Genomic DNA, 853 nt, shown 5'->3' on the forward strand with positions numbered 1-853 from the left:
CTAGAGCGTAGACTCATAAACTGATGCACCAGATGCGGACAGCTATGAGTTTGACCGCGGCCAGGAAATTGGCAGGGTTCTTATCGTAACGTGTGGCGATGCCACGATAGTGTTTGATGCGGTTAAAGAAGCGTTCGACCAGGTTTCTCTGGCGATAGACCCATGGTGAGAACGCGAAGACGTCTTTACGGCTGGATTTGGGAGGGATATTGGCCCAGATTTTGAGGTCTGCTGCTGTCTTGCGGATTGCGTCGGTATCGTAAGCCTTGTCCGCAAGCAGCGTGCCACCTTCTTTAACGCAGGCCATCAGACCTTCCGCCTGCGAGCAGTCAGCAACCTGACCACCCGTCAGGCAAAGATTGATCGGACGGCCTTCTGCATCAACAATTGCGTGGATTTTGCTTGTGAGGCCGCCACGGGAACGTCCCATGCCACCATCGTCGGCATCCCCTTTTTTCCTGTGGCTCCGTGCTGGTGAACGCGGACACAGGTACTGTCGATCATCACGATATCACCATCATAGGCTTGAGAGACGGCCTCCAGCAGTCGATCCCAGACACCAGCACGTCGCCAACGAACGAACCGGTTGTAGCAAGTCGTTGCAACACCATAGCGCTCTGGGATTTCTGACCATGATGACCCGGTGCGAAACCGCCACAGGATTCCGTTGAGAACCATGCGGTCATCAACCCGTGGAACTCCACGAGGTTTGCACGGCAACAGGGGTGCAATAATTGACCATTCCCGTTCTGTGAGCTCATAGCGGCGACGTGACATCAAAGACCTCCAAATCCGAGACCTTTGAATCACTAATCCATTCAAATAGCTAGCCTATTTATGAGTGCACAGCCTA

1 protein-coding gene is annotated in these 853 nt (G+C 53.6%); it reads right to left on the reverse strand.

The features are described 5' to 3' along the window. Positions 1-13: 13 nt before the first annotated feature. A protein-coding gene (locus CEV32_RS00350; protein ID WP_094573459.1) for an IS5 family transposase occupies positions 14-777 on the reverse strand; the annotation gives its coding sequence in 2 pieces (ribosomal slippage) (positions 14-456 and positions 456-777; 765 coding nt in all). Positions 778-853: the final 76 nt, after the last annotated feature.

The organism is Brucella rhizosphaerae, assembly GCF_002252475.1.
GTDB classification, from domain to species: Bacteria; Pseudomonadota; Alphaproteobacteria; order Rhizobiales; family Rhizobiaceae; genus Brucella; species Brucella rhizosphaerae.